General features: G+C 66.6%; 13 protein-coding genes and 1 pseudogene. 5 read left to right on the forward strand and 9 right to left on the reverse strand.

The annotated features are described in order from the left end of the window. Positions 1 to 13: 13 nt before the first annotated feature. The 5 genes from ACCQ01_RS15815 to pdxH all read right to left on the reverse strand — a co-directional run bounded on the left by ACCQ01_RS15815 (position 14) and on the right by pdxH (position 3,785). A complete protein-coding gene (locus tag ACCQ01_RS15815) occupies positions 14 to 691 on the reverse strand; it encodes a YjfK family protein (RefSeq protein WP_228432023.1) in 678 nt (225 codons plus the stop codon). Continuing rightward, positions 688 to 1,770, reverse strand: coding sequence for a potassium channel family protein (locus ACCQ01_RS15820; RefSeq protein ID WP_228432021.1), 1,083 nt, complete (start codon positions 1,768 to 1,770; stop codon positions 688 to 690). The genes ACCQ01_RS15815 and ACCQ01_RS15820 overlap by 4 nt, the downstream gene beginning before the upstream one ends. Before the next feature lie 25 nt (positions 1,771 to 1,795). After that, positions 1,796 to 2,569 (reverse strand): PspA/IM30 family protein, encoded by a 774-nt coding sequence (locus ACCQ01_RS15825; RefSeq protein WP_115001326.1) that lies wholly within the window; start codon positions 2,567 to 2,569, stop codon positions 1,796 to 1,798. 12 nt (positions 2,570 to 2,581) lie between these two features. Continuing rightward, entirely contained in the window at positions 2,582 to 2,998 is a 417-nt protein-coding gene (locus tag ACCQ01_RS15830; protein WP_014508507.1) for a YjfI family protein, read from the reverse strand. Positions 2,999 to 3,185: 187 nt separating this feature from the next. Next, positions 3,186 to 3,785 carry a pyridoxamine 5'-phosphate oxidase gene (gene pdxH / locus ACCQ01_RS15835; RefSeq protein WP_011037965.1) on the reverse strand — a complete coding sequence of 200 codons (600 nt, stop codon included), beginning with the start codon at positions 3,783 to 3,785 and terminating at the stop codon, positions 3,186 to 3,188. Positions 3,786 to 3,979: 194 nt separating this feature from the next. Here pdxH and ACCQ01_RS15840 point away from each other — a divergent pair, with 194 nt between their 5' ends. The 4 genes from ACCQ01_RS15840 (at position 3,980) to hemE (ending at position 7,872) form a co-directional block, all read left to right on the forward strand. Further along, complete coding sequence (locus ACCQ01_RS15840; RefSeq protein WP_011037966.1) at positions 3,980 to 4,522, forward strand: shikimate kinase; 543 nt, start codon at positions 3,980 to 3,982, stop codon at positions 4,520 to 4,522. Next, complete coding sequence (gene aroB, locus ACCQ01_RS15845; protein ID WP_116921629.1) at positions 4,519 to 5,631, forward strand: 3-dehydroquinate synthase; 1,113 nt, start codon at positions 4,519 to 4,521, stop codon at positions 5,629 to 5,631. Before ACCQ01_RS15840 ends, aroB begins: the two co-directional genes overlap by 4 nt. Positions 5,632 to 6,543: 912 nt before the next feature. Beyond that, entirely contained in the window at positions 6,544 to 6,795 is a 252-nt protein-coding gene (locus ACCQ01_RS15850) for a WGR domain-containing protein (RefSeq protein ID WP_011037968.1), read from the forward strand. Between the two features lie 12 nt (positions 6,796 to 6,807). Further along, complete coding sequence (gene hemE / locus ACCQ01_RS15855; RefSeq protein WP_228432019.1) at positions 6,808 to 7,872, forward strand: uroporphyrinogen decarboxylase; 1,065 nt, start codon at positions 6,808 to 6,810, stop codon at positions 7,870 to 7,872. A gap of 203 nt (positions 7,873 to 8,075) precedes the next feature. Here the strand turns inward: hemE and ACCQ01_RS15860 are convergent. After that, positions 8,076 to 8,221 (reverse strand): annotated as a pseudogene (locus ACCQ01_RS15860) (peptidase M28 family protein); the annotation flags it as partial. Between the two features lie 631 nt (positions 8,222 to 8,852). On the opposite strand from ACCQ01_RS15860, the gene mdtD reads away from it, so the two are divergent. Next, on the forward strand, positions 8,853 to 10,274 hold the full coding sequence (mdtD, locus tag ACCQ01_RS15865; protein ID WP_228432018.1) for a multidrug transporter subunit MdtD: 1,422 nt from the start codon (positions 8,853 to 8,855) through the stop codon (positions 10,272 to 10,274). Between the two features lie 381 nt (positions 10,275 to 10,655). Here the strand turns inward: mdtD and ACCQ01_RS15870 are convergent, their stop codons facing one another. From ACCQ01_RS15870 to ACCQ01_RS15880, 3 genes are all read right to left on the reverse strand, one after another. After that, positions 10,656 to 14,141 carry a hybrid sensor histidine kinase/response regulator gene (locus tag ACCQ01_RS15870; RefSeq protein WP_228432071.1) on the reverse strand — a complete coding sequence of 1,162 codons (3,486 nt, stop codon included), beginning with the start codon at positions 14,139 to 14,141 and terminating at the stop codon, positions 10,656 to 10,658. Positions 14,142 to 14,723: 582 nt separating this feature from the next. Then, the gene (locus tag ACCQ01_RS15875; RefSeq protein WP_228432017.1) at positions 14,724 to 18,266 is read right to left on the reverse strand and encodes a sensor histidine kinase; all 3,543 of its coding nucleotides are present in this window, start codon (positions 18,264 to 18,266) and stop codon (positions 14,724 to 14,726) included. A gap of 81 nt (positions 18,267 to 18,347) precedes the next feature. Next, positions 18,348 to 21,908, reverse strand: a complete 3,561-nt coding sequence (locus ACCQ01_RS15880) for a hybrid sensor histidine kinase/response regulator (protein ID WP_228432015.1) — start codon at positions 21,906 to 21,908, stop codon at positions 18,348 to 18,350. Between the last annotated feature and the right edge of the window lie 66 nt (positions 21,909 to 21,974).

Consider the following 21,974-nt stretch of genomic DNA (forward strand, 5'->3'; position numbering starts at 1 on the left):
GACGGGTGAGCGCTCAGGTGATGTCCAGATCGGCGACGGTGACGTCGATGCCGACCGCGTAGGTGACGCAGAATTCGTTGGGGCCGGAATCCTCGCCGGTGACCAGCAGAAATTCCTCGCGCTGCAACTCCGGCACCGGCCGGCTGTAGAGCATCGCGTAATGCGTCAGGTCGCCATCGCGGCGCGGTGGTTGATAGCGGTACAGCACCTCGTCGTAGGCGATCGGCGGGATGCGCGCGGCATCGTCGGTGGATTGGGTAGCACGGTCCCAGCGCTTGCCGGCGTACTCGATCTGCGCTGCACCCAGGTGCGGATGCTGCATCACGAATTCCTGGAAGGCCTGCTTGCTCGGCGGGTTCACCGTCTCGCAATACACGAAGGCCTTCATCGCCTCCAGATCGCCACCCACGGTGGTGACCTGCAGAAACGCGTCATCGTCCAGATAGAACCGGTGCAGCGCATAGCCATCGCCCAGATTGACGTGGCCATAGCACGGGATGCCCTGATGCCCGCCCGGCAACTCGGCGGTCATGGCCTCGGGCGCCATGCGGTACAGGGTGGTATCAATTTCCACCTGGCCACCGACACGCAGCCCCAGCGGCAGCGTGTGACCAATCGCGCCACTACCGGAAGTGGGCAGCGGCGGCGGTTGCGGTTGACCGAACAATTTGCTGAAAAAACTCATCGTCATACACCTTGTGGCGATGTGGAAATGGGGGACGCCTCGCTGCGCATGGCCTGCCAGGCGACGGCGTGTGCCGGCACGCGCTGCTCGGCCAGGTAATACAGCATGGCACCGGCGGCGACAGCGGTGCGTGCTGGCGGGTTCAAGCGCAATGCGCCATCAGGTGCGCGCAGACCCAGCAGCAATGCGCCGCGCTGGCTGAAATCGGCCGCAAGTCGGCTGTAATCCAGTGGTTGGACATTCGCGGGGACAGCAAGACTGAACTGGGTGGGGCCATCGTCTACCGATAGCAGCTCGGCGGTGATCGCCGCGCTGCCCGGATCCTGCGCCGCACGCGCCAGGATCTCGGCGGTCATCGGGCGCGTGCATTCGATGGCCGGATAATGGCAATTGACCAAGCGCGCGGCGCTGGCCGAATCGAAGTGCGCCACGATATGCGCGGCCGGCGCATGCGCCATCAACGCGAACACCGCTGCCAGCGTTTGATCGTCGGAGGGCGGGTTGACGATCACCCGTGCCGCGCCGGCAATGCCGGCACGCAGGTACACCTCGGTATGCGTGTACGACTCGGCGGCGATGAAGCGCATGTGGTCGGGCATCGGGTTTTCCGCCACGCCTTCGGCGATCAGCACCACGCCTTCGTCGTCGGTGGCGGTGTCGGACAGCAACAGCTCCAGCAAGCGTGTGGACGCGGCGCCCTGCCAGCCGATCAGGATGGTGTGCCCGCGCAGATCGGCGTAAGCCATCTTGCCCATGTGGTGGCGCCTCCAGAAGGTGATGAGCACGCCGCTGGTCTTGGCCAGCACCGTGGCGAACAGCGCCACCGCGCCCGGCATCAGCACGAACGCGGCGATGTAGCGCCCGGCCACCGAACCCGGCGACAGGTCGCCGTAGCCGATGGTGGTGGCGGTGGTCATGTAGTAGTACGGAAACGCATCCAGGCCGACGAGCTTTTGCTCGCCGGCCCACAGCAACAACACCCAGCTCAGCCCCATGTGCGCCAGCAATGCCAGCGCCACCATGCCCCAGCTGACGCGGCGCACGTGGCGCCGCACTATCCGCAACAGCTTTCCGACGATGATCATGGCGCGTCCTGTGCCGTGCGGCGGATCAGCTGTCGCTGCGCGGAACCTGCTGCACGTCGCGCACCTGGCCGATCAGCGGCGCGCTGCCGCTGGTGCTCTCGTGACCCAGATGCGCGGCCGGCTTCTTGAAGCGTGCCAGCACCGCAGCGGCGTTGGATTCGCCTTCCATCAGGCCAGCCGCAGCCAGACGCCGATTGAGATCGCCATCGCCGGTGGACGATTCGAGTTCTTCGGCCGATTCGATGCGTGCCGAGGTTTCGGCCTGACGCGCCTTGATGCGCTCCAGCGATTCCAGCGCCGAGCCCATTTTGCTGCTGGCGCCGGAATGGCGCGCGGCAATGGCCGCCTGTGCCTTCTGCACCGCGTCGGTGGCCTTGACGGTGTCGATCTGCTGGCGCATGCCGCGCAGCTGGTTTTCGGTTTTCTGGATGGTGGCCTTGAGCGTCACCACCGACTGGTCCAGCGCGGTCTTGGAGGCCTTGTCGCCGGCGTCCTCGCTTTCCAGCGCCGCCAGCTTGACTGCCACATCGTGCGCCAGCGCCTCGTCGTTCTTGGCCAACGCGCCTTCGATATAGCGCGTGTACTCGGCCATCTTGCCGGCGCGCGCGTCGATCTTCTGCTGCGCCAGCTTGCTCTGCGCCATCAGCTTGGTGAGCTCTTCGCGCGAGCGCGTGAGCTGGGCGCCGGCATCGCGCATTTCCTGGTCCAGGATGCGCAGGGCGTTGGCGTCCACGGCCTTCTGGCCGGTTTCGTGTGCGGTGCCACGCAGCAGCGTGATCAGCTTGGAAAAGATACTCATGACAACACGCCTTTAGGAAAAGAACGGCTTGAGGGATTCGGCGGCATCCAGCGTATTGGCCGCCAGGGTCTGGATTTCCTCGTCGATCTGGTCGAGCGTCGAGGAGGCCGACAATTCGCCGAACACCACGTAGGCGTCCTTGCCGTCGACCTGCACCAGACCGAGATTGGAGAGCGGATTGAGCGGGTTGAGCCGCAGGCACGCGTCGTTGAACGCGGCACGGTCGCTGACCTGGTCGGCGTTGGCCAGCAGCGTGGACACAAACACCTGCGAACCGGACGCGGCCACCTGGATCTGCATGTCGCCGTGATCGGCCAGGGTGAGGTTGATGGCCGGCTCCAGCCCGTCGATCAGTTCGACCTCGATCGGCTGGTCGCGGTAGCGCTCGGCCAGCAGGCCGTGCAGTTCAACAGTGGTGTACTGCGTCATGGGATGTCCTGTCCTTTGGTCATTCGGCGGCGGAGTGCGGCGGCGGTGAGGCCGCAACGGTCAAGCAATGGGCGGACATACTACAGAGACTTGGTGAACAGCAGAACGGCCGTCAGGCAGGGGGCATTCAGGGCCACGTCGCTGCCATCAAACACCGCCGGCGCTGCCGCCCGGCAGGGCCGTGGCCTTACGGATACAGCATCCGCTTGCTCCAGTGGCTGGCCGCGTCCGCCTCGTAACGCCAGCGCTCGTGCAGGCGGAATTTGGCGCCGTACCAGAACTCGAACGCCTGCGGCACCACGCGGAATCCGCCCCAGCCATCAGGGCGCGGCACGTCGCGGCCGTCGAAGGTGGCTTCGACCTTGGCAATGGCCGCCTCGAACTCCTCGCGCGAGCCCAGCGTCTGCGATTGCAGCGACGCCCAGGCACCGATCTGGCTCATGCGCGGCCGCGAGGCAAAATAGGCGTCCGATTCGTCGGCGCTCACCAGTTGCACGCCGCCTTCGATCCGCACCTGGATGCCGGCCTCGCGCAGGCTGCGCCACAGGAACAGCAGCGCCGCCTGCGGGTGGGTCTGCAGGTCGCGGCCCTTGGCGCTGTCCAGATGCGTGTAGAACACGAACCCGCGTGCGTCGAACGCCTTCAGCAACACCGTGCGCGCGCTTGGCCGGCCGTCCAGGTTGGCGGTGGCGACGGTCATGGCGCTGGCCTCGATCTCGGCACTGTTCTGCGCCTCGGCGTACAGCGTGGCGAAGGTGGCGAGGGCTTCTGCGTACAGATCGGTCATGGCAGGCAAGGGAAGCGAAACAGACGCCTATTGTGGGCGCATCGCCGCCGCTGCGCCTATGGCCCTGGTGTCGCAGTGGCGGCTGCGGCCAAGCGCGGCGGCGCAGGATCTGCAACGACAGCGCACGCCGCCGGGAGGATCACGCATGCCGCACGCGGCCCAGGGCCGCAATGCGAATGTTACGATCCGGGCGCATGAACCCCGCTCCCAATCTCGTGATGATCGGCCCGATGGGCGCCGGTAAAAGCTGCATCGGCCGCCGCCTGGCCGAGCGCTTCGGGCTGGATTTCGTGGATGTGGACCAGGCCATCGTCGAGCAGGTCGGCAGCAGCATCCCCGCGATCTTCGAACAGCACGGCGAAGCGCGCTTTCGCCAGCACGAAGCCGAGGCCCTGCACGGCCTGCTCGCGCAGAGCAACAAACTGGTCTCCACCGGCGGCGGCGCGATCCTGGATGCGGGCAATCGCCAGCGCATCCGCGAGCGCGGCTTCGTGGTGTACCTGCATGTGAGCGTGCCGGCCCAGCTCACCCGGCTGGCGCGCGACCGCAATCGCCCGCTGCTGCAGCGCCCGGACCGCGAACAGGTGCTGCACGGCATGGCCGCGCTGCGCACCCCGCTGTACCAGGAAGTGGCCGACCTCACCCTGGAAACCGATCACCTTTCCCCCGCCGAGGCCACCGCGCAGCTGGTGCTGCGCCTGGCCGCGCAATGGCGCATGTCGAGTACCCCTGCATGACTCTTTCCCCCTCCTTGCGCAGCGTCGAAGTCGACGGCGCGCAGCCGTACACCATTTCCATTGCGCCGGGCCTGCTGGCCGACGGCGCGCGCCTGGCCCGCCACGTGCGCGGCCGCCACGTGCTGCTGCTCAGCGACACCCAGGTGGCGCCGCACTATGCCGCCGGCGTGCGCGCTGCACTGTTGCAGGCGCGGCCGGACCTGCAGCTTGGCGAACTGGTCATCGCCGCCGGCGAAGCCTCCAAAACCCTGGACAACTTCTCCCTGGCGATCACCGCACTGGCCGAACTGGGCGCCACCCGCGATGCCTGCGTGTTCGCGCTCGGCGGCGGCGTGGTCGGCGATCTGGCCGGCTTTGCTGCCGCCTGCTGGATGCGCGGGGTGGATTGCGTGCAACTGCCCACCAGCCTGCTGGCGATGGTGGATTCCTCGGTCGGTGGCAAGACCGCGGTGGACATCCCGCAGGGCAAGAACCTGGTGGGGGCATTCCACCCGCCACGCGCGGTGATTGCCGATACCGACACCTTGCGCACCCTACCCACGCGCGAGCTGCGCGCCGGCCTGGCCGAGGTAATCAAGTACGGCGCCATCGGCGACCCGTTGTTCTTCCAGTGGCTGCATGCCGAACGCCGCGCGCTGCTGGACGGCGACCCGGCCGCGCTGGCGCAGGCGATTGCACGCAGCTGCGAGCACAAGGCCGACATCGTGGCGCGCGACCCGCTGGAAAAAGGCGAGCGCGCCCTGCTCAACCTGGGCCACACCTTCGGCCACGCCATCGAGACCGAACAGGGCTACGGCGCGCCGGGTAACGACAACCTCAACCATGGCGAAGCGGTAGCGGTGGGCATGGTGCTGGCAGCGCGGCTCTCGGCCGCACTGGGCATGGCCGACGCCCAGGACACCGAGGCACTGCGCAACTTGCTGGATGAGTTCGGCCTGCCGACGCAGATCCCGGCCGGCCTGGCACCGGAAGCCCTGCTCGGCCGCATGCGGCTGGACAAGAAAAACATCGCCGGCCGCCTACGCCTGGTGCTGTGGCGCGGGATCGGCAAGGCCGAAGTCGTCCCCGACGTGGACGAAGCCGCGGTACTGGAGATTCTGGCCGGCTGAGGTTTGTGCCGGCCGGCTTGGGTTTGGCGCTGGCTAGGTGAGGTTTGGCGCTGGCCAGGTGAGGTCGGGCCCCGGCCCGGTGCGCCTCGCGTGGAGCGCCGGCTGCGGTGGTCACGTGTGGCTGGCGCGGAATGCTGGGTGCCGCGTTACGCCCGCAAGTAGCCGCGTCGACATGCCCGCCTTCGTAGGAGCGCGCTTGCGCGCGAGACGCTTTCCCGGTGACGCCCATCGCACGCGACGCCTTCCCGTTCCCGGTAACGCCCATCGCGCGCAAGCGCGCTCCTACGCGCAGCCATCGCCCTGATCGACCACGTTGCCCAGGCACCTAATCTGCTCGCCGACTGCAACGCAGGCCACCACACATCTGCAGGCATCACCACGCAATCGCATCGCCGATACCCGGAACTCGTAGGAGCGCGCTTGCGCGCGATGGGGCCTTCCCCGATAACGCCCTCGCGCGCAAGCGCGCTCCTGCGGGCCACCCTCGACCTGATCGGTCATGCCACATCTCTGGCTTGGCGGTCCTCCCACAGTCCTGGTCCACACCGCCAACCAATCGCAGCGCCGATATCCCGTCTTTGTAGGAGCGCGCTTGCGCGCGATGGGGCTTTCGCCGGTAACGCCCCTCGCGCGCAAGCGCGCTCCTACAGAGCACCATCGATCTGATGGGTCATGCACTGCCCGGCCCGCCAGGCAACTCAACAAGACGCTGCGCGTTCACTGCACGCGCTCGCAAAGGCACTGCCATTACGCGGCGCCGTCCTCTGCCCTTGTAGCTGACAACCCGCCGCTCATCCGCCAGCCGCCCCTGCCAGCCGCCCGCCGCCCCCACACGCAAGGCCTTCGCGATCACGGCAATCGCCCCGCACCCAGCCAACGCAGCCTTCAGCAGCGCCCGGCTACAATTGGCCCATGCGCATCCTCCTGCAACACGATCCGGGCGGCAACGAGCCGCTTCGCTACGTCCAGCTGACCCTGCAACCGGATCTGTTCGGTGGCTGGGAACTGCTGCGCGAGAGCGGCCAGATTGGCGGGCGCACGCAACTGCGACGCGACCAATATCTGCTGCAGGACGAGGCGGACCGGGCCTTCGAAAAGGCCCGCGACACCCAGCTCAAACGCGGCTTCCATGTCATCACCGGCGGCGCCGACGCGCCGCGCTGAGGAATCACCCCCATGCTCAAGAACGACCGTCTGTTGCGTGCCCTGCGCCGCCAGCCCGTGGACCGCACCCCCGTCTGGCTGATGCGCCAGGCCGGCCGCTATTTGCCGGAATACCGCGCCACCCGCGCGCGCGCCGGCAGCTTCCTGGGCATGGCCAAGAACCCGGACATCGCCTGCGAAGTCACCCTGCAGCCGCTGGAGCGCTTTCCGCTGGATGGGGCGATCCTGTTCTCCGACATCCTGACCATCCCCGATGCGATGGGACTGGAGCTGTATTTCGTCGAAGGCGAAGGCCCCAAGTTCCGCCACCCGGTGCGTGATGCCGACGCCATCCATCGCCTCGGCGTGCCGGACATGGAAACCGAGCTGCGCTACGTGATGGACGCGGTGCGCTTGATCCGCCGCGAGCTGGATGGCGCGGTGCCGCTGATCGGCTTCTCCGGCAGCCCGTGGACGCTGGCCTGCTACATGATCGAAGGCGGCGGCAGCAAGGAATATGCGCGCATCAAGGCCATGGCCTTCAACGCGCCGCAGCTGCTGCACCACCTGCTCAGCACCGTCACCGATGCGGTGATCGCCTACCTGTCCGCACAGCGCGCGGCCGGTGCGCAGGCGCTGCAGGTGTTCGATACCTGGGGCGGCGTGTTGTCGCCGGCGATGTACCGCGAATTCTCGTTGCCCTACCTCACCCGCATCGCCCAGGAACTGGAGCGCGGCAGCGGCGAAGAGCGCACCCCGCTGGTGCTGTTCGGCAAGGGCAATGGCGCCTATGTGTCCGAGCTGGCGGCCAGCGGCGCCGAAGCGGTGGGCGTGGACTGGACGATCTCGCTGGCCGACGCCGCCGAGCGCGCCGGCGGCCGTGTCGCCCTGCAAGGCAACCTGGACCCGGCCACGCTGTACGGCTCGCCCGACGCGATCCGCAGCGAAGTCGGCAAGACGCTGGACAGCTACGCGTACGGCAACGGCGGCTCGCGCGAAGGTCATGTCTTCAACCTCGGCCACGGCATGTCGCCGGACATGAATCCGGATCACGTTGGCGTGCTGGTGGAAGCGGTGCAGACGCTGAGCAAGCGGTGAGGTAGCAAGCGATCGACAGCCACTGCTGTCGATCGTGCACGACGTCGGTCTGGGCCGATGGTGGCGACCGATGTCGTGCGATGGGGTGCTGTCAGCGCAATGCGACAGCGACTGGTGAGCCCACGCCCTAACCCATGAAAATGGCGCTCAAACAAGCCTTCTGACATACACCAAGCTGGCGGCGAACGTGCCGCCCTGCGTTTGCCATCCCAGCCGCAATCCAGCGCCAGCCGCACGCGTGTGCTACCAGGGCCGCCAGGCGTGCCAACTGGTTGGTATCGGGCCCCGACAATGCCACTGCGGGTACCGGGGTCAAGCCTTGATCGAAACGGGTGATCCCAGTGTGCGGTGCGACCGGATCACGCGCCTGCAGACAGGCGTGTGCGGCTTGCAACAGATCCATCGTGGACACGGCTGGGCGCAAAAGCACCGGCGTAGACGCCGAACGCCTGGCCCCGTTGCAGTGTCCAGCAGCACAACCAAGCATCAATCGATGCAGTCCCGCACGACCGTTGGGGACACCAAGACACAGGCAAATGCCGAACGTCGGCGCGGCACCGCGCGATCGACAGCACCACCCACTCATCGATTGGTCACGCTCCGCATAACCATTGAGCACGCAAGGTTGAGGCGCAGACGCCGAACACCTGGACTGCCCGCCGCGATGGACGGCACAACCAAGACGCTGATCAATGAAGCCCTGCGCAACCGTTGAGCGCATAAGGCAACGACGCAGACGCCAAAAAGTTTGCTACCGCACGGCACTGCGTGATCGGCGGCAAACTACGCCGACGATCAATGCCCTGCGCAACCGCTCGGCCCACCAGGTAGCGGGATAGACGCCCAATACCTGCCCCGGTACGGCGTAGTCGAGAACACCACCAACCCATCGATCGATAAAGCCCCGGAAATGCGCACACCCTTCTGAGTTCCTGCACAGCGCGGCGGGGATAATGCCTCGTCCTCTCGACGGAGCTCCCATGTCTCAGCCCGTTCCCGTCATGCGCGCCTATGACACCATCAAGCCGCTGTTGTGGCTGGTGTCGCTGGCCATCTTTATGCAGATGCTGGATGCGACCATCGTCAATACGGCGCTGCCGTCGATGGCGCGCAGCTTGCGCGAGAGCCCGCTGCAGATGCAGTCGGTGGTCTTCAGCTATGCGTTGGCGGTGGCGATGTTCATCCCGGTCTCGGGCTGGATCGCCGACCGTTTCGGCACGCGCCGCACCTTCCTCGCCGCGATTATCGTGTTCACGCTGGGCTCGTTGCTGTGCGCCGCCGCGCAGCAATTGCCGCAGCTGGTGGCCGCACGCGTGGTGCAAGGCATTGGCGGTGCGATGTTGCTGCCGGTCGGCCGGCTGGCGGTGCTCAAGACCGTTGCGCGCGCCGACTTCCTGCGGGCGATGAGCTTCATCGCGATCCCGGCGCTGATCGGTCCGCTGATCGGGCCGACGCTGGGCGGCTGGCTGGTGGAGATCGCCTCCTGGCATTGGGTGTTTCTGATCAATCTGCCGATTGGCGTGATCGGATTCATCGCCGCACTGAAGATCATGCCGGACCATTACGGCGACGCACGCAAGCGCTTCGATCTGGTCGGCTATCTGATGCTGGCGTTCGGCATGGTGGCGCTCTCGCTGGCGTTGGACGGCATTGCCGAGCTCGGCCTGCGCCATGCGTTCGTGATGTTGCTGGCGATCGGCGGGCTGGCCGCACTGGCCGGCTATTGGCTGCATGCGGCCAGTGCACCGGCGGGGCTGTTCCCCTTGGCGTTGTTCAAGGTGGCCAGTTACCGCATCGGCATTCTGGGCAATCTGTTCGCGCGCGTCGGCAGCGGCTCGATGCCGTTCCTGATCCCGCTGCTGCTGCAGGTGGGTCTGGGCATGAGCCCGATGAATGCCGGGCTGATGATGGTGCCGGTGGCACTGGCCGGCATGGCCGCCAAGCGCGCTGCGGTGAAGCTGGTCGGCCGCTTCGGCTACCGCCGCATCCTGATGCTCAACACCGTGCTGGTGGGTCTGGCGATGGCCAGCTTCGCGCTGATCAGTGCGGGCCAGCCGCTGTGGCTGCGCGTGCTGCAGCTGGCCTGCTTCGGCGCGGTGAACTCGCTGCAATTTACCGTCATGAACACGGTGACCCTGCGCGACCTGGACCGCGACCAGGCCAGCCCCGGCAACAGCCTGCTGTCAATGGTGATGATGCTGGCCACCGGGTTTGGCGCGGCGGCGGCAGGCAGCTTGCTGGCGGCGTTCAACACGCATCTTGGCGACAGCCACGGCGCTACTGCGGCGTTGCACGCCACCTTCTTGTGCGTCGGCGCGATCACCTTGTCTTCGACGCTGATCTTCTGGCAGCTGGCCGAAACGCTGCCGCATCCCAGGCAAGTGGAAGAAGTTGCCGAGTGAGCAGGCTTGGGTGATGCGGGTGGCGGCGCGCTGATGGCAGTTGATTGCTGCCGCGGCATGCGCGTGCGGTGCTCGTTACGGCAGTTACGTGACTGCAGTGGGCGCCCACAATTTCGGTGCGTTTGCGCATACCGCCATGACGCCGCCGGCTATCAGTCACGCTGGCGCGCTCTGATGCGCGTGGCATCGCGGACACGTGCGATTGCGCCTCACTTCCTAATGCACACCCGGCAATGCTTCTCAGCTGAGATGCCTCGGCAATAGGATGCAGGCGGCATGCTGCTTCAGCACTTGGACAAGCGAACGTTGCTCCCGCTTTTCTCATGGACGGCATGCCCTGCGGAGCCGACGGCAATCTCTGCATTGCCCACCAAGCCCGCGCTACAACTCATCGCGCGGACGCACTCGCCGTAACGCGTCGGCAATCGTATCGGCCAGCATGTCGCCGGTAAGTGGCTTGCGCAGGAAACTGTCGAAGCCTGCCTGCTGCGCGGTGGGTTCGGCGGCTTCGTCGGAGCGTGCGGTCACCGCAATCAGCGGCATGTCATAGCCAAAGACGCGCAACTGCCGCGCCAGTGCGAACCCGTCCAGCCCGGGCAGATCCAGATCCAGCAGTGCCAGATCGAATGCGTTATCCGCGGCCTCGGTGAGGGCGGCCAACCCGTGCGGTGCGTGCACCACCGAGTGCCCTTGCGCACGCAACAGGCCCACGATGACCTCGGCGATGGTGGGTTCGTCTTCCACCAGCAGGATGCGCAAGGGCGCCACGTTTGCGCTGTCGCGTGCCACCTCGCCGGCCAGCACGGCATTGGAGGCAACCCAGCGCAGCGGCAGGTCGACGACAAAGCGCGTGCCTGCGCCCAAGCGGCTGATCACTTCGATATGCCCGCCCATCGCCATCGCCAGCTCCTGGCAGATGGCCAGGCCCAGGCCGCTGCCGCCGTAGCGCGAGGTGGTCTTGGCGCCATCGCCCTGCTCGAAGCGCTGGAACAGGCGCGCCTTCTGGTCGGCATTGATGCCCGGCCCGGTATCGGCCACCTCGAAGCGCAGCCCCTGGTAGGAACCGAGCGTGCTGAGCTTGAGCCCGACCACGCCACGCTCGGTGAACTTGATCGCGTTGCTGAGCAGGTTGAGCAGGATCTGGCGGATACGGGTGGGGTCACCGCTGGCGGTGATATCGCCAAGCAAGCCGACTTCCAGACTGAAACGCAGCCCACGCTCCTGCGCCAGCGGCGCCATCAGCGCCTCCACTTCGGCCACCAGCTGGCGCACCGAGAACGGCTGCAGATCCAGCTCCAGGCGACCGGACTCGATGCGCGCCAGATCCAGCGCATCGTTGACCAGCCGCAGCAGATGCGAGCCGGCGCGCCGGATCGATTCGGTATAGCTGCGCTGCTTGTGGTCCAGCTGGGTCTTCAACAACAGCTCGCTCATGCCCAGCACACCGGTCATCGGCGTGCGGACCTCATGGCCGAGCGTGGCCAGGAAGCGTGTCTTGGCCAGCGACGCCTGCTCGGCCAGCTCCTGCTTGTGCACGGCCAGCTGCCAGGCGTTGAGGCGGCGCAGGCGGCGGCGATACAGCAGCACCGCTGCCACCACGACACACAGCGCCAGCAGGGTGAGCAGCACCAGCCCCCATGGACTACGCCACCACGGCGGCAGCACCTGGAAGGTCAGCGTCTGGCTGGCCGACCAGATACCGTCGGCAGTGCGGCCCTGCACTTCCAGCGTGTAGTCGCCCGGTGGCAGGCGCGAGAACAGGCGCTCGCCGCTGGGGCCGACATCGATCCAATCCGGGTCGTAGCCACTGAGGCGGAAGCGGTAACTCGACGAATCCGGATGCGTAAAGGTGGGCATGCGCGCAACGATGTGCAGGTCGCGGTCGTCGTCAAGGATGGTGAGTGGCTCCTGCCCGGTGATGTCGAGACCACGCTCGCCACGCCGCACGCCAACGCGCTCGATGAGCAGTGGTGGCCTGCGGGTATTGGGATGCATGGCGGTAGGATCGAACACCACCACCCCATCCGGCGCCGCACCGACAATCTGCCCGCCAGTGGCTTGCACCAGTGTCCGGTTGATCATCAGCGGGTTGGGCAGCCCGTCGTGCACACCGTACACGCGCACTAACTTGCTGCCGGGGTCGATCCGGATCAGCCCACGCTGGCTCGACACCCAGGCCACCCCGCCTGCATGGACCACCAACCCGTTGGGCGCCACCATCGGGAATTCCTGGTCCTTGCCGATGCTGTCCAGCAGCTTGAGCTGGGTGCCGTCCCACAGATACCGGCGTATTTCGCCGACCACGCCCAGCCAGACCACGCCGCCTTCGGCGAACCGAAACACATAGGTGGCCTGGGACGGCGCACCGGGAACCGGCACAAACCGATCCGCGCGCGGGTCCCAGCGCCGCAGACCGGCGTTATTGGACAACCAGACCTGGCCGTCCGGGCCGGTGCCGATGTCCAGAATGGTCAGCGGCTCCAGCCCATGCGTGCCGTTGACGATGGTCCGCAACAAGCTGCCCTGTGCATCGCGCAGCTGCAGGCCGTATTCGAGCACCGAGACCCACAGCTGCCCCTGCCCATCCTCTGCCATCCACAGGGGGCGATCGGCGGCCCCCTCGGCATCAGGTGCCACATCTGCACGGATGGGCAACCGTTTGACCTGCCGGGTCCGCGGGTCGTAGCGCACCAGCGTGCCTTCCACGCCAATCCAGACCACCCCACGTGTGTCCTCGAAGACCGAGTCGGGCGGATGCAGCGGGTCGATGTGCTCCAGATGCGTCTGCAAGCGGCCGGTGGCAGGGTCGAGCCGTTCCAGCACACCTTTGCTGCCGACCAGCCACACGCCGCCCGAAGCCGAGGCGACAGTCGCCAGGACGGACGTATTGGCCAGCGAATGAGGCTCCTTGGGGCGATGCGCCAACACCGCAAAGGTGTCCCAATGCGGCAGCAGGTGCCAGAGGCCACCTTCCAGCGCGGCAAACCACAGCCCGCCTTCCCGATCCTCGTAGGAGTCGATCCAGTTGCGATTTACCAAACTGTGCGCAGTGAAACTGTAGATCGGCACGCGGACCACATCGGTGCCGGTCTCAGACAGCGCCATGCCGGCGTTGGTATCGAGCCAATAACGCCCACGACGATCGCGCAACAAGACGTTGTAGACACGCTGGTTCGCGGGCATGTTTTGCCACGGATGGGGACTGAAACGCCCCTCGGCATCCAGGCGAAACAGCTCGCCTGCTCCATCGGTCACCCACAACGTATTGCCATCGCGCTCCAGACGCAGCCGGCCCACCGTCTGACTGCTTCCCGGCAGCGCCACACGTGTGAACTGCTTGCCGTCCCAGCGCACCAGCCCGCCCGGCGTTGCAATCCACAGCGTCCCGTTAGGCGCCACGCGGAGTGCGTTCACCGCGTCGGCGGGCAGGCTGGCCGAGTCGCCGGGCACATTCAAGAATTGCTGCATGCTGCCATCGGGGCGGCGGCGATACAGCCCGTTCGCTGCAGTGCCGAGCCAGATGTCGCCGTTCGGGGTCTGAGCCAGCGACCACACCGTGATCTGGCGCAATTCGGGGAACTGCGCATTCTCCAGGGGCTTGAAGGTGCGTGTCTTGGCTTCGAGAAAACCGGCACCGCCATTTTCAAAGCCCATCCAGACCCGGTTGTCCTGATCGACGCAGATGGTCCAGATCGCGTTACCGGTCAGGCCTTCTTCCATCCGCCAGATGCGGTAGTTACGCCCATCGAAGCGGGCCAGCCCGTCGTCGCTGGCCAGCCATAGGTAGCCCTGCTTGTCTTCGGCCAGTTCACCAATGACGTCCGATGGCAACCCGTCTGCAACCGTGACCTGATTGGGCACCGGCATCACCGGCGCACGCGCGGCCAGTGCCGGTGACACGGTCACGCACAGGCCCAGCAGCAATAAGGCGACAAACCAATGGAGAACAGACGGAAAAAGGCGCACTGGACACGTTTCACGACAAGTCGCCGCATAGTGCGGGCCACGCGCTGCGCCGGCAAGCGCGAGCAACCTCAAGCGTTCACGCTGGCAATCCGCGATGGGTTGCGCGCTGCACTGCTTCGGTGAGCCATCGGCTGCATGCTTGGAGTATCTGCAGAGCAGCACCAGCAGCGAGGCATCTGTAGTTGCAAACGCATAGCGTTGCGTTAGCGTCAACCGGCTTGCCCGGATCAGGCCGGCAGCGTGTGGCAGCCCACGGCCGAGCAGCGCGCATGTAGTTACCGACGCGGGGCGCATCACATCAGGCCGGGGCGGGTCGCAGCTCTACCACTACTCAGGATCAACTACTGCCAGGCGCGATCGGCGCCATGCATTGCTGGGCGAATCGAAGCGCTGCACGCCCGCTTGGCGCGGCGTTGAACAGCGCTGCGCCGGGTTTCGCATCCGCTCGCCAGTAGAAGATCGCCATTGACCGACGTCGCCAAGTCACCCAAGCAGCGGCGTTGCCCGGTCACGCTCGCGTGCCACAGCCTGCACGGCGGCGATCGCCTCGACCAGCATGTCGGCAGTGACCGGCTTGCGCAGAAATCCATCGAACCCGGCGGCCTGTGCCTGCGTTTGTGCGTCGCCATCGGCGCGTGCGGTCACCGCCAGCAGCGGGAATGCGTGCCCGAGCCGACGCAGTTGCGCCGCCAGAGCGAAGCCGTCCAGCCCGGGCAGATCCAGGTCCAGCAGCGCCACATCGAACTCGCCGTCGACCGCTTCGGACAAGGCCGCCAAACCGTGTGCGGCATGCACCACCCGATGGCCGCGCCCGGCCAACAGGCCGCTGATCACCTCGGCCACAGTGGGGTCGTCTTCCACCAGCAGGATGCGCAGCGGTGCGCCAGCTGGCGTGCGCGTCTCGCCAGCAACCGGACGCAGGGGCGAGCGGTCGATCGGCAACGGCAGATCCACCGTGAACTGGGTGCCGACCCCGAGCCGGCTGCGCACGCGAATCTTGCCCTTCATCGCCACGGTGAGTTCCTGCGAAATGGCCAGGCCCAATCCGCTGCCCCCGTAGCGCGCATTGGTGCGCGCGCCCTCGCCCTGTTCGAAGCGTTGGAACAGGCGTTTTTGTTGCTCCGGCCCGATGCCCGGCCCGGAATCGCGCACCTTGAAACGCAGGCAGTCGCCATGCTGGCTAACGGTAAGCCCCACCTCGCCGCGCTCGGCGAACTTGATCGCATTACCCAGCAGGTTGATCAGGATCTGACGCACGCGCGTGGCATCGCCCACCACCACCAGCGCGGCGGGCAGCTGATTGCGATAGTGAAAGCGCAGGCCGCGTGCCTCGACGATGGGATGCATGAAATCGGCCAGTTCCTGGGTCAGCTGCGACGGTTCGAACGGCTGTTGCACCAGTTCCAGCTTGCCGGCCTCGATGCGCGCCAGATCCAGCGCGTCGTTGACCAGCCGCAGCAGATGCGCACCCGCCTTGCGGATCGCATCGACGTGGCTGCGCTGCTTTGCATCCAGCGGCGTGGCCAGCAGCAACTCGCTCATGCCCAGCACGCCGGTCATGGGCGTGCGCACTTCATGCCCCAGCGTTGCCAGGAAGTTCGACTTGGCAATCGATGCTTGCTCGGCTAGCTGCTGACGCTGCCGCGCCAGCACCCATTCCTGCTGACGCCGCACCCGCCGCCGCCACGCCCACACACCCAGACCGAACAGCAACAGGCACACCGCCACCGCAACCATCTGCGCCGCCGGACTCAGCCACCATGGTGGCTGCACCTGCAGCGTCAACGCAGGTGCGGCGACCCAGTCGCCGGTGCCTGCGCGTGCCTGTACCTGCACCTGGTAGTCGCCTGGCGGCAACCGCGAGATGACACGTTCGCCGGTTGCGCCCTGCTCCACCCAACGCTCGTCGTAGCCATCCACGCGATAGCGATAACGGGCAAGCCCCGGATCCACGAACGACAGCAGCCGTGCGCTGATGCGCAGGTCGCGGTCGCGTGCATGCAGCACGATCGGCCGCTTGTGTGGCACCTGCTGCGGGCGTTCGGCATCGTTGCGGCGCACCTGCACCGACTGGATCACCAACTGTGCCTGCGGCACCGGGGCGAACGGCCGCGTGGGATCGAACAACACGATGCCGCTGGTGGTCAGCGCCAACACCTGCCCGCTGGGGCCGGTCACGGGCGGACGCATCGAAAATTCGCTGTCCGGCAGGCCGTCGCGTTGACCGAACATGCGCACCTGCGGTTGGCCGCGTCGGTAGGCGAACAAGCCACGCGAAGTGGTGGCCCACACCGTGTCCGTGCCTCCCAGCGCCAGGCCGCGGATCTCGGTGGCCGGCATCCCCTGCGCATGGCCCACGCGCTCAAGCAGCGTGGCCTTGTGGCCATCCCAACCATATCGCTCCAGCGCCCCGGGGCGCCCGGCCCAGAATTCGCGTGGCGACACGAATGCCAGTGCATAGACCTCATGCTCGGCATCGTCGATCACCCGGCGGAAGCGCTCGCCCTGCCAGACCCACAGACCATCGCCAGCCGCTACCCAGGCCGAGCCGTCTGGCCGGATGGTGAGCTGCTGCACCATGCCCCCGACTTCGCTGAGATCGGTCCCGAAGCGGAACTCGGCCAGCAGGCGCCCGTCTGCGGCACGCCGTTGCACGCCGCCTTCCACGATCGACAGCCAGAACTCGCCATCGATCCCGCGCGCCATCAACTCCGGTCGCTGGCTCTTGTCCTGGTTAACTTGCAACCCAAGCCGGCGCTTTTTGCCGGTCGCAGGGACGTAGTGGGTGACGTCATCCCGCAGCGCAATCCACAGGCTGCCGTCGGCGTTGGGTAATACCGATTGCACAGTGCCACCCCCGAGCGCCGCGCTGTGTATCACCGGCACCACGTCGCCCTGTGCACCAAGCCGATACACCCCGTCGCCGGTGGTCACCAGAAAGCTGTCGCCATCGGCAGCGGCATTGACCAGGTACAGGCTTTCCAGCGGTTTGCCCTGGGTCTGCAAGATGGTGGAAAAGCGTTGCCAGTCCGGCGGCAGATAGGCCAGACCCTGTGAAATCAGCCCCAGCCACAGCCCGCCCTGGCGATCCTGCAGGAGATCGAGCACGCCACTTTCTGCGGTGAGAAACCCGCTGCCACGGTCGCCCTCCATGACCCGCAACGCGGTCTCTCCGGGGGCCACGCGAAAGAACCCGTCGGCAGCAGCGACCCAGTACCCCCCGTGGACGTCGTGCACCACGGTCCCGGCGCGCACGTTCTCTGCACCCTTCCACGGCGCAGGCTCCAGCACGCCAGCGGGCGTGACCCGGTACTGGCCCTTGCTGCTGCCGACCCACAACGTGCCATCCGGATCCTTGCTGAGCTTGAAGACCGTGGCACTCAGGCGCTCGGGCGCAATGCGCACGAAACGTTCGCCATCGCGCATCACCAGCCCGCTGCCGGTGCCGATCCACAACCGGCCGCGTGCGTCGGTCAGCATGCTCATGATGGTGTCGCTGGGCAGTCCGTCCGGCGCATCGGGCGTTGCACGGAAGACCGTGAGCCGGCCGTCTTCTTCGCGCCTGCACAGGCCACCGTTGCTGGTTCCGATCCAGAGTGCGCCCTGCGCCTGTGCCAGCGCCCACACCTGGCCGGCGCAGGCGTTGCTGACGGCGGGAAAGCTGACAAAGCCCTCGCGCTCGGCATCGAACATGGCCAGCGGCGAGCCATTGATGCCCAGCCAGACCCTGTCGCGGTCATCGACCAGCAGCGTCTCCACTTCGTTGCCGGGGATCGAGCGCGCGCTCAGTGGGTCGTGCTGCCACACCTGCAAGCCGATGCCGTCATAGCGCGCCAGCCCATCGCTGGTTGCGGCCCAGACATAGCCTTGCCGGTCCTGTGCCAAGGCCAGCACCATGCGCGAGGGCAAGCCATCGCCCGGACCGAACCGGCGCATGCGTGGTGTTTCGATCTGTTCTGCCGCCAGCGCACTCGCGCCCATCAGCAGCAACACCGCAGCCAGCACCCAGCCGGCATGTTTCCGCATCTGCACTGTGATCCCCATCGTCCCTGCATTCCCCAATGCCATCCGCCAGTCGCACTGTACCCGCACGCTGGCGTTCAGGACTCAGACCGGCGTCTCCGGCGGCGCCTTGTCCATCGCATCGTCGGCCAGGACCTGGGCCAAGGCCTGTGCCAGCAGGTCACCGGTGAGGGGCTTGCGCAAGAACCCATTGCATCCGGCGGCCAGCGCCTGGGGCTCGGCGTCGGCATCGGCGCGCGCGGTCACCGCCACGATCGGGAAGCGCACGCCGCGTGCGCGCAGCTGCGCCACCAGCGCCGCGCCATCGAGCCCCGGCAGGTCCAGGTCGCACAGGCCCGCGTCGAAGCTGCGCGCGCTCACCTCAGCCAATGCCGCCAGGCCATGCAACACGTGCGTGACGTGATGCCCGCGCCCCTGCAGCAGGCCAACGATCACCTGCGCCACGGTCACGTCGTCTTCGACCAGCAACAACTGCAGCGGCGCCTGGTGCACCGGCGGAACCGCACGCGTCACCACGGTGGTCGAAGGCGCAGGCGTGCTCACCCAGCGCAGCGGCAGCTCCACCGCGAAACAGGCGCCCTGGCCCAACGCGCTGCTGACGCCCACCGACCCGCCCATCGCCGCTGCCAACTCGCGACAGATCGCCAAGCCCAGCCCGCTGCCGCCATGCCGCGTGGTCGTGCGCCCTCCCTCGGCCTGTTCGAAGCGCTGGAACAGCCGCCCACGCTGCTCTTCACTCATGCCCGGCCCGGTGTCGCTGACCTCCACGCGGATACCGCCGCCGCCCGCCTGCAGGGGCAACACGCGCAGACGCACCTGCCCGCGCTCGGTGAACTTGACCGCGTTGAACAACAGGTTGAGCAGGATCTGCTGGACCCGGTTCGCATCGCCATGCAGCGCGCGCGGCAGGCTCTCATCCAGGTGGCACTCGAACGCAAGCTGCTTCTGCTCGGCACTGGGCCGCACCAGTTCGACCACCTGCCGGATCAACTGACGCAGATCGAAATCGCGATCGTCCAAGGCCAGCTTGCCCGCCTCGATACGCGCCAGATCCAGCGCATCGTTGACCAGCCGCAGCAAGTGCTTGCCCGCCGACTGGATCGCGCTGGCATAGCCCTGCTGGCGCCCATCCAACGGCGTTTGCAGCAACAACTCGCTCATGCCCAGCACACCGGTCATGGGGGTACGCACTTCATGCCCAAGCGTCGCCAGAAAACGCGTCTTCGCCTGCGAGGCCTGTTCGGCGAGCTCACGCTTGTGCTGCGCCAGTTGCCATTGCGCACGCATACGCACGCGCCGGCGATAAGCGGCGGCGAGCAAGACACCCAACATCATGCCGACCAAGACCATCACGGCGATGCCGAGACGGCTGCGCCACCAGGGGGGATTGACAGTGAATTCAAGCGTCTGCACCTTGGAGGCGTTACCCAGCGGGTCGATCCCCTGCATTTCCAGCACATAATCGCCAGGCGGCAAGGACGAGAATTCGCGCATCCCGCCGGCATCGTGATCCACCCAGCCGGTGTCGAAGCCACTGAGGCGGGTGCGATACCGGTTGGCCATGGGGTCCACGAACGACAGCAGCCGCATGTTGATGCGCAGTTGGCGATCGTCTGGCGAGAGCGAAAAACCACCCCTGATCGGCAGCATGCGGCGCCGATCGGCAAGCTGCACGCTGACCGTTTCCAGGCGCATTGCCGGGGTGAACGAGGGCACGTCCGGCGCCTGCGTGTCGATCAGCACAGTGTAGCCATCGGCTGTTCCGCCCATGAGCACACCGTTGCGGGCCATCATCAGACAGCGGTGGCTGAACTCCAGACTGGTCAAGCCATCGCGCACGCCGAAACTGCGGATGCGTGCCTGCACCGTGCGCGGATCGATGCGCCACAGGCCGCGTGGCCCGGACATCCAGAGCCGGCCGGCGCCATCGCGTTCCAGCCCGTAGGCGTCCATCGCCGGAAAACCCTCGGCAGAACGGATGCGGCGTTCCCGTTTCCAGACAGCGCCATCACTGGACCAGCGCTCAAGACTGCCTGCGCGATACAGCCACAGGTGCGTTGCATCTTCGACCACGAAGGCCTGAAGCGTCTCGTCCGTCTTCAGCCCTGGCACCGAGACGAAGCGCCGCGTTGCGGCCTGCCACGCATACATGCCGCCGAAGGCGCTCAACCACATCCGCCCATCCGGCCCCTTGCGGATCTGCGGCGACACCACTTCCGTCAGCCCATGCGGATGCTGTTGATCGATCGTCTCCAACAGGCGCCCAGTGGCCAGATCGCGCTGCTGGATGACTTGCTCGTAAGTGGCCCACACCGTGCCGTCGCCCGGTTCGCCGATCCACAGTGCCGCCTCGGCCGGGCCTTCGTCGCTGAAGTGCTCCAGCGCGCCGGTGCGCAGGTCCAGGCGCGACAATCCATATTCACCGCTGGCCAGCCAGAGCTTGCCGCGGCTGTCTTCCAGCGCGGTGGTGATCTGCATCGTGCCCAGATCCGCAGCCTGGATGCCGGTCTGAATCAGGGCGCCGGATGATGTGTCGTAGCGCAGCAGACGCCCGTTGCCATCGAACTGCCATAGCCCGCCGGATCGCGCAGCCGGTGCAAGACTGCAGGACAGCCCCTTGCCCTGATCGTTGACCTGTTTGAAGGCCGCAGTACGACGCCAATCTTCACGCAGATAGGCCAGACCACGCCCATGCAGCGGCACCCAGATGCCGCCATGCGGGCTGCGCCAGATGGTAGTGACGTGCCGGTTGGACACCAACGGGGAATCACCGTTGTTGACGGGGACCGGTGGCTGCCCGGGCCGGGTATGCCAGAGCCCTTGCTCGGTCCCTAGCCAGAACTCGCCGTCGCCTGCGTCGGCAACGGTCCACACTCGGTTGCCCGCCGCAAACATCGGCGCCCACGACGGTGTGTGCCAGACGCCGGAGGGATCCATGTAACGCAATCCGGTGTCGGTGGCAGCCCACAACCGTTGCCCCACCCACTGCAGCGCATTGATGCCACTGTCGTCGCCATCTGGGTGCACGCGGTGCGCGGCCAGACCATCGTGATACGCCAGGCCGCCGAGCGTGCCGATCCACATCCGGTCGCGATCATCTAGCGCCAGCGCGTACACCGCGCTGGGCGCCAGCGGGTCGTCCATCTTGGCCAGATCGAGCGAGGTGAACGTTCCCTTTGCATCCAGGCGCAGCACGTTGCCGGTGGACATGCCGAACCAGATTTCGTCGCCGCGCCCTGCAATCGCGTAGACGTCACCGAACGACAACTCCGGCACATTCTCAGGCAGGTAAGCGGTCAAGGTGGCGCGATCGGCGCTCAACATCGCCACACCGGCTCCGCCCAGCGCCAGCCAGATGCGATCTTGTGCGTCGATATAGATCGCCTGCAGCAGATTGCTTCTGAGCGAGCGTGGGTCGGCTGGGTCGTTGCGCCACACCTTGAACCCGGCGCCGTCGTAGCGGATCAACCCGTCGCCGGTGGTCATCCACAAATAACCGGCGCGATCCTGCGCAATGGCGGTGATCATGGTCGACGGCAGCCCATCGGCCGGGCCCACGATGCGGAACCTCGGAATGGCTGGCACCTCTGCCAACGCAGGAACCCCTGCCAGGACAGCAAGCACGACGAACAACAGCAAACGCATGTGGGCATCCTTTCCACGTCCAGCCAGCATGCTCGCAACGGATCGTTGCGAACGCAAGCCAAGCGC

Source organism: Xanthomonas sp. NCPPB 4037 (genome assembly GCF_041475695.2).
Taxonomy (GTDB): domain Bacteria; phylum Pseudomonadota; class Gammaproteobacteria; order Xanthomonadales; family Xanthomonadaceae; genus Xanthomonas; species Xanthomonas campestris.

Excerpts from the sequence above, each read along its gene's own strand:
- ACCQ01_RS15815 (WP_228432023.1), bottom strand. The coding sequence starts at position 691 with ATGACGATGAGTTTTTTCAGCAAATTGTTCGGTCAACCGCAACCGCCG.
- ACCQ01_RS15820 (WP_228432021.1), bottom strand. The coding sequence starts at position 1,770 with ATGATCATCGTCGGAAAGCTGTTGCGGATAGTGCGGCGCCACGTGCGC.
- ACCQ01_RS15825 (WP_115001326.1), bottom strand. The coding sequence starts at position 2,569 with ATGAGTATCTTTTCCAAGCTGATCACGCTGCTGCGTGGCACCGCACAC.
- ACCQ01_RS15830 (WP_014508507.1), bottom strand. The coding sequence starts at position 2,998 with ATGACGCAGTACACCACTGTTGAACTGCACGGCCTGCTGGCCGAGCGC.
- pdxH (WP_011037965.1), bottom strand. The coding sequence starts at position 3,785 with ATGACCGATCTGTACGCAGAAGCCCTCGCCACCTTCGCCACGCTGTAC.
- ACCQ01_RS15840 (WP_011037966.1), top strand. The coding sequence starts at position 3,980 with ATGAACCCCGCTCCCAATCTCGTGATGATCGGCCCGATGGGCGCCGGT.
- aroB (WP_116921629.1), top strand. The coding sequence starts at position 4,519 with ATGACTCTTTCCCCCTCCTTGCGCAGCGTCGAAGTCGACGGCGCGCAG.
- ACCQ01_RS15850 (WP_011037968.1), top strand. The coding sequence starts at position 6,544 with ATGCGCATCCTCCTGCAACACGATCCGGGCGGCAACGAGCCGCTTCGC.
- hemE (WP_228432019.1), top strand. The coding sequence starts at position 6,808 with ATGCTCAAGAACGACCGTCTGTTGCGTGCCCTGCGCCGCCAGCCCGTG.
- mdtD (WP_228432018.1), top strand. The coding sequence starts at position 8,853 with ATGTCTCAGCCCGTTCCCGTCATGCGCGCCTATGACACCATCAAGCCG.
- ACCQ01_RS15870 (WP_228432071.1), bottom strand. The coding sequence starts at position 14,141 with ATGCCGGTGCCCAATCAGGTCACGGTTGCAGACGGGTTGCCATCGGAC.
- ACCQ01_RS15875 (WP_228432017.1), bottom strand. The coding sequence starts at position 18,266 with ATGCGGAAACATGCCGGCTGGGTGCTGGCTGCGGTGTTGCTGCTGATG.
- ACCQ01_RS15880 (WP_228432015.1), bottom strand. The coding sequence starts at position 21,908 with ATGCGTTTGCTGTTGTTCGTCGTGCTTGCTGTCCTGGCAGGGGTTCCT.